Annotated in this window: 4 protein-coding genes and 1 pseudogene; 1 reads left to right on the top strand and 4 read right to left on the bottom strand. The window is 76.5% G+C overall.

Translation table 11 applies throughout. The features are described 5' to 3' along the window. The 4 genes and pseudogenes from ACFWNV_RS27870 to ACFWNV_RS27855 form a co-directional block, all read right to left on the bottom strand. Positions 1-1064: pseudogene (locus ACFWNV_RS27870) on the bottom strand (hypothetical protein); the annotation flags it as partial. A 230-nt stretch (positions 1065-1294) separates the two neighbouring features. Further along, positions 1295-2488, bottom strand: a complete 1194-nt coding sequence (locus ACFWNV_RS27865) for an ADP-ribosylglycohydrolase family protein (RefSeq protein ID WP_383952303.1) — start codon at positions 2486-2488, stop codon at positions 1295-1297. Beyond that, on the bottom strand, positions 2485-4260 hold the full coding sequence (locus ACFWNV_RS27860; RefSeq protein WP_383952301.1) for an ADP-ribosylglycohydrolase family protein: 1776 nt from the start codon (positions 4258-4260) through the stop codon (positions 2485-2487). The genes ACFWNV_RS27865 and ACFWNV_RS27860 overlap by 4 nt, the downstream gene beginning before the upstream one ends. Then, the gene (locus ACFWNV_RS27855) at positions 4257-5243 is read right to left on the bottom strand and encodes an ADP-ribosylglycohydrolase family protein (RefSeq protein ID WP_383952299.1); all 987 of its coding nucleotides are present in this window, start codon (positions 5241-5243) and stop codon (positions 4257-4259) included. The genes ACFWNV_RS27860 and ACFWNV_RS27855 overlap by 4 nt, the downstream gene beginning before the upstream one ends. Before the next feature lie 280 nt (positions 5244-5523). Between ACFWNV_RS27855 and ACFWNV_RS27850 the strand changes: the two genes are divergently transcribed. Then, complete coding sequence (locus tag ACFWNV_RS27850) at positions 5524-6255, top strand: VIT1/CCC1 transporter family protein (protein ID WP_383952297.1); 732 nt, start codon at positions 5524-5526, stop codon at positions 6253-6255. Positions 6256-6432 lie beyond the last annotated feature (177 nt).

Genomic DNA, 6432 nt, shown 5'->3' with positions numbered 1-6432 from the left:
GTCCCGGCCTCGGCCTCGGTCCCGGCCTCGGTCCCGGCCCCGGCCCCGGTCCCGGCCTCGGCCTCGGCCCCGGTCCCGGCCCCGGTCCCGGCCCCGGAACCGGCCCAGGGCAAGGCTCCAGGCAGGGCCTCGGGCATGGCCCCGGCTCTGGGCATGGCCTCCGGCATGAATCCGAGCTCGGGCGCGGCCCCGGACCTGGCCTCCGGCAGGGCTTCGGGGGCGGCTTCGGGCACGGTCCCGGACGCGGTTCTTGCCTCGGAGAGGGCTTCGGCGGGGGAGAGTTCCCCCACCCCGCCCCTTCCCGAAACCGGGGGCAGTCCCCTGGACCCCGGCGCGGAGCCCGGTCCTCCGGGCGGGGCGGGGCCGGATCCCAGAGCCTCGGTTGCGGGGGCGTGCAGGAAGGGGGTGGGGCCGGGCCGGGCGGGGCCGGTGGGGGCCCAGGGGTCGGGGAGGGCGGCCAGGGCCGTCAGGAGGTCGGCGGCCAGGGCTCGGAGTTCTGGCGGGGCCGGGGTGGGGGAGGCGCCCGCGCGGGCCGGGGCGAGGTGGCCGCCCGCCGCGAGCCAGACGCGCAGCAGGGGCTCCGCGGCCTCCCCGCGGCCGTCCTCGGCGGCCTGCCGGAACTCGTGGCCGACCAGGTCCTCGGGCTGGACCCACGTCAGCCGGACAGCCCCGGCCCCGGTCTCGGCCGTGGCTCTGCGGCCGGCTCTGGCCCCGGTCTCGGCTTCGGCCCCGCGGCCGGTCTCGGCTCCGGCTCCGGTCTCGGCTTCGGCTTTGCGGCAGGTCTCGGCCCCGGTCTCGGCCGTGGCTCCGCGGCCGGCCCCGGCCCCGGACCCGGACCCGGCCCCGGCTCCGGCCCCGGTCTCGGCTCCGGTTCCGCGGCCGGACCCGGCTCCGGTCTCGGCCGTGGCTACGGCCCCGGTGGCCGGGGTCGGGAGGCCGGGGTCCAGGGGCTTGCCCCTGGTTTCGGGAAGGGGCGGGGTGGGGGAATCCTCGGCCCCGGCCCGGGCAGGGCCGCGGGTCTGCGCTCCCCGGGCCCCGTGGGGGCCCGGAGCCGGGCCGGGCATGGGCGGTGGCGCTGGCGGAGTGGTCGGGCGCGTGGCCCGGGTTGGGGACGTCGGCGTGGGGGCCGAGCCGCCGGGTCCCGCCCCCGGGGCCGAGCCACGGGGTCCCGCCCCCGGGGCGGGAGACTCCGGGCCGGGCAGGGGCGGGTTGCAGTCGTCCTGGGTCCGGGGCGGTGCGGCGTGCCCGAGTGGGTCGGTGTCGGCGGGTGACGGGGCGGCCGGGTGGATCGGGGTCATCGGGGGGCCGTCAGGGCGGCGAAGGCGGCTTCGTGGGCGCGGCGGCGGGAGTGGTCGAGGGCGAAGACCTCCCGGGTCACCGCGGCCAGCGAAACGGCCGGTGCGTGCAGGTCCAGGCGGCTGGCCTCCGCGACCCGGTCCGCCCAGGCGGGCGGGACGGCGGAAACGCCCGACAGGGCTCCCGCGATCGCACCGGCCATGGTCGCGATGGAGTCGCAGTCGCGGCCGTAGTTGACCGCGCCGAGCACGGAGGTCTCGTAGCAGCCCTCGGCGACGAGCAGCATGCCGAGCGCGACCGGGAGTTCCTCGATCGAGTGGAGGCGGGAGGGGCGCCGCGCGCCCAGGGACGGCGCGCGGTAGTCCGGGCCGACCGAGTCGTACGGGGCGACGGCCGCCCGGAGGGGGGCCAGCGCCGACTCGAAGTCCCGGTGGCGGGCGGCGACTTCGCACACCGCCGCGATGGCCGCGCGGGTGCCGTCCTTGGACAGGGAGAGCGCGGTGTCGACCACCGAGGCCGCCGTGGCGCCCGGTACGCAGGCCGCCGCCACCGCCGCCGCGAACACGCCCGCCGCCTCCCGCCCGTACGAGGACTGGTGCGCGCCCGTGACGTCGAGCGCCTCCGCGTACGCCCCCGCCGGATTGCCGGCGTTGACGAGGCCGACCGGCGCCATGTACATCGCCGCACCGCAGTTGACGATGTTGCCGTTGCCCGCCTCCCGCGGGTCCGCGTGCGCGTAGTGCAGCCGGGTCACGATCCACTTCTCGGCGAGGAAGATCCGCTGGAGGGGGAGGGCGTCCGCCTCCAGCTCCGGGATCCAGCGGGGGATCGTCATCAGGTCCGGGACCAGGTGCTCGGCGATCGCGTACGCGTCCAGGTGGTCCCGTACGGCCTCGTACACCCGGACCAGCGCGTGCGTCATCAGGGTGTCGTCGGTGACGTGGCCGTCGCCCTTGTGGTAGGGGGCGATCGGGCGCGCCGTACGCCAGTCCTCGTGCCACGGGCCGACGATGCCGCGCACCCGGCCGCCGTGCCGCTCCACGATCTGTTCCGGGGTCCAGCCCTCCACCGGGCCGCCGAGCGCGTCGCCGACGGCCGCGCCGACGAGGGCGCCGGTGATCCGGTCGTCCAGGGAGGGGAAGGGGGTGGAGGTGGTGTCGGGGGTGGGGTCCACGGGGGTCAGGGTCGTCATGTCCGGGGGTTTCCTTGGGGCTTGGGTGAGGTGAGTTCCGTACGGGTGAGCAGCGCGGCCAGTTCGACGAGGTCGGTGCCCGCCAGGCGGGGGAGGGCGCAGCCGGAGAGGGTGCGGCACGCTTCGCGCCAGGCGGCGGGGAGCGAGTCGCCGCCGCCGAGGGCGCCGGTCAGCGCACCGGCGAGGGCGGGGGCGGAGTCCGCGACGCGCGACAGGCAGGCGGCGGCCGGGACCGCCTCGCCGACCCGGCCGCGGGCGGCGGTGGCGAGGGCGAGGGCCACGGGGACGGTCTCCGCGGCGGCGATCCCGTAGCTGTAGACGTGGTCGACGATCTGGTGCTCCAGGAGCGGGACGATCGCGAAGGCCCCGCCGGCCGCGCCCCGCTCGGCGCGGGCGAGCTTCACCGCGTGCCGGGCGTTGCGGCCGATCTCGGTGGACTCCGGGAGCTGCGCGAGGGCGGCGTCGACGGCGGCGTCGGTGTCCGCGGCCGTACAGGTCCCGGTCCCGGCGAGGGCGGTGGCGATGGCGGCGGCCATGGCCCGCGCGCCGTGGACCCCGTCGCCGTCCTGGGTGTAGCGGGCGTCGAACTCGGCGAGGTCCGCCGCGGCCTCGGGGTCCCCGGGATGCACGACGGCGAGGACGCAGGCCCGGATGCAGGCGGCGTCGTCGAAGTAGTGCGGGTTGTCGTGGCCGGTGGCGGGCGGACGCAGGCCGGCGGCGAGGTTGCCGAGGCCGGCCCGGACGGAGATCCGGGCACGGAGGGGCAGGACGGCGGACTCCACCTCGGGCGCGCGTTCCGCTGCCGCCGCGACCTCGCTGGCCAGCGCGTTCCAGGCGAGGTCGATGGCGGCGCGCATGCGGCGGGACCGGGAGAGGTCGCTGAGCAGCACGCCGGCGGCGGTGAGCACGGACTCGGCGGCGAAGGCCGCCCACTCGGCGTCGTCGGAGGGGCCGAGGCGGAGGGGTTCCGGGGGCTGGTTGAGGGCGATGGGGACGGGGAGGGTGGTGGTGGCGTTCTGCTCGGCGAAGGTGTCGAGCTCCCGGGTGAGGCGGCGGGTCCACTCGGGCATCCGACTGGCCCGGTGCCGAGCGGCCGGCCACCCGGCGGCATCGCCCGCGGCGAGCCCGAGCAACAGCCCCTCGATCCGCCGGGGCCCCTCGGTGCGGGGGGTGTCGGTGGCGGTGGCCGTGGTCGTACGGGGCTGCGCGTCCTGCACGTCCGGCGCGTCCTGCACGGGCGGGCCGGTACGGGCCTGCGTGCGGGCGCCCCCGGGGGCGCAGACGGTGAGCGGGCCGGGCGCGGCCTCCACCGGGGGGGTGTGGGCCGGGGTGTCCCCCCGGAGCGCCCGGCGGGGCAGGTCCGCCGCATCGGGGGTACGGGCCGGCGTGCACGGCGGGGCGTCGAGCCCGGCGCGGGCCGGCTGCGGGCCGGAGGGACTCTCCCCGTACCCGCCCCTTCCCGAAACCGGGGGCAGCGCCCCGGGCCCCCGGACCGGCGCCGGTGCCCCCGTAACCCCGGGGGCGGCGTCGCCCCGTACGGCGGTCACGGCGCGACGGAACTCGGGTACGGGCGCACCGGCGACCACCGGGTCCCGGGCCGGTTCGGGACGGTCGGCCGTCGGGGCGACGGGCCGGCCCGCCTCCCGGCTGTCGGCCGGTCCGGTCGTGGTGTCGTCCGCCGGGTTCGGGTGGAGGGGCGGGTTGGCCGGGGTGTCGTCCGCCGGGTTCGGGTGGAGGGGCGGGTTGGCCGGGGTGGTGGGGGTCAGGGTCATCGGGGGGTCTCGGTTTCCGGGGTGAGGAGGTCCGCGATGTCCAGGACGTGGTAGCCGCGCATCGAGGGGAGGCAGCTGCCGCGGACCGGGCCGATCGCCGAGGACCAGGCGGCCGGGATGGCGGGGGCGCCGGACATCGCTCCGGCGAGCGCGCCCGCCACGGCGGCGGTGGTGTCCGCGTCGCGGCCCATGTTGACCGCCATGAGGACGGAGGAGGCGAAGTCGCCGCCGCACGCGGCGAACGCGCCGAAGGCCAGGCCGACCGCCTCCGGGGCCAGGTCGGTCCAGGGGTAGCCGCCGATGACCACCGCCGAGCGGACCGCCCGCTCGCCGCGCGGGGCGGCCGTCACGGCCCGGCGCAGGGAGCGGCCCGTCCAGGAGTCCGAGGGGATGACGGAGAGGGCCGCGGAGATGACGGAGGCCGCCGAGCCCCCGGCCATCGCCGCCGCGACCCCGGCCGCGACGGCCTGGCCGCCGTAGATGCCCTCGCCGTCGTGGCTGACGCAGCCGTCGATGGCGACCAGCCGGGCGGCCTCGGCGGGCCGGCCCGCCGCGAAGACGCCGAAGGGGGCCGCCCGCATGGCCAGGCCGTCCGACCAGGCGTGCCGGTGCTGGGCGGAGATGGGGGCCGCCAGGCCCCGGCGGAGGTTCTCCAGGGTGCCGCGTTCGGAGAAGCCCGCGCCGCGGAACGGGCCTTCGTCCAGGTCCGCGATCCAGTGGTGCCACGCCCGCTCGACGTGGGCGACCGTCAGCGCCGATCCGTGGCGGGCCAGCAGCAGGCCCGAGAAGATCGCGTACTCCGTGTCGTCCGTGCCCGCCGGATCGTCCGAGACGAAGCCCTCGATCCGGCCCCACTTCGCCCGGATCTCCGACGGCTTCATGTTCTCGGCGGGGGCACCCAGCGCGTCACCCACCGCGAGTCCGAGAAGAGCGCCCCGGGCCCGTTCGAGGAGGACCTGCGGATTGCATGCAATCTGCTTCATCAGCTCCATGGCGCGCCTCTCCCACTTGGATGGGACTCATATTGAGCCCTTGGGGGATTTGTGCCATGGCATGTGGTTTGTCGCTCGTCGCGAAACACCCGCCGCGGGTCGCCGTCACCCGGTCGCCGATCCCCAAAACCCCAGGTAAGTACGGCCTTCCTTGCTGGCGGAGGGCAAAAATCGTGCGTAGTTTCGAGGTGTTCCGGGGGAGTGGGTGTCCGCGCGCCGTCCATGGCACAGCTCTGTGCACCCGCTCGTACAAATGGGGAGATAGCCAGCCATGTCCATCATCGATATCGAAGCACCGCTTCACACCGCCCACCGCGACAACCACACCCACCGTGACGTCAACGGAGGATGGCTGCGCCCGGCGGTCTTCGGTGCGATGGACGGACTCGTCTCCAACCTCGCGCTGATGACCGGCGTGGCCGGCGGCGCCGTCGCCCCGCACGTCATCGTGGTCACCGGCCTGGCCGGCCTCGCCGCCGGAGCCTTCTCCATGGCGGCGGGGGAGTACACCTCGGTCGCCTCCCAGCGCGAGCTCGTGCTCGCCGAACTGGACGTGGAGCGCCAGCAGTTGCGCAAGCACCCCATCGACGAGATGGAGGAGCTGGCCGAGCTGTACGTATCGCGCGGCGTCGAGCCGGCGCTGGCCCGCGAGGTGGCCATGCAGCTGTCCCGCGACCCGGAGCAGGCGCTGGAGATCCACGCCCGCGAGGAGCTCGGGATAGACCCGGACGACCTGCCGTCGCCGATGGTCGCGGCCGTGTCCTCGTTCGGATCCTTCGCGCTCGGCGCGCTCGTCCCGCTGCTGCCCTACCTGCTCGGCCTGACCGTCCTGTGGCCCGCGGTGCTCGCGGCCCTGGCGGGCCTCTTCCTCTGCGGCGCGGTGGTCTCCCGGGTCACGGCCCGGTCCTGGTGGTACAGCGGGCTGCGCCAGCTCGTCCTGGGTGGCGCGGCCGCGGGTGTGACGTACATCCTGGGAACCTGGATCGGCGGAGCCGTAGGCTGACCGTGCAGGGAGTGAGACACTATGCAGTACGCAACATAAGTAGTCAGTTACTCGGCGGTTTCGTTTCCGTGTCCGCCGGGCATCAGACTCCGGGCGCCGGGCAATGAGGCCCGCCCCGTGCCGGGACCTTCGTCCCGTGTCCCGAGAGCCGGACACCTGCGAAAGTCCCCTCTTGTC

This window comes from Streptomyces sp. NPDC058401, assembly GCF_042722885.1.
GTDB lineage: Bacteria > Actinomycetota > Actinomycetes > Streptomycetales > Streptomycetaceae > Streptomyces.
The sequence above is the reverse complement of the archived record's forward strand: the minus strand, read 5'-3'. Positions and strand labels throughout refer to the sequence as shown.

Excerpts from the sequence above, each read along its gene's own strand:
- ACFWNV_RS27865 (WP_383952303.1), bottom strand. The coding sequence starts at position 2,488 with ATGACGACCCTGACCCCCGTGGACCCCACCCCCGACACCACCTCCACC.
- ACFWNV_RS27860 (WP_383952301.1), bottom strand. The coding sequence starts at position 4,260 with ATGACCCTGACCCCCACCACCCCGGCCAACCCGCCCCTCCACCCGAAC.
- ACFWNV_RS27855 (WP_383952299.1), bottom strand. The coding sequence starts at position 5,243 with ATGAAGCAGATTGCATGCAATCCGCAGGTCCTCCTCGAACGGGCCCGG.
- ACFWNV_RS27850 (WP_383952297.1), top strand. The coding sequence starts at position 5,524 with ATGTCCATCATCGATATCGAAGCACCGCTTCACACCGCCCACCGCGAC.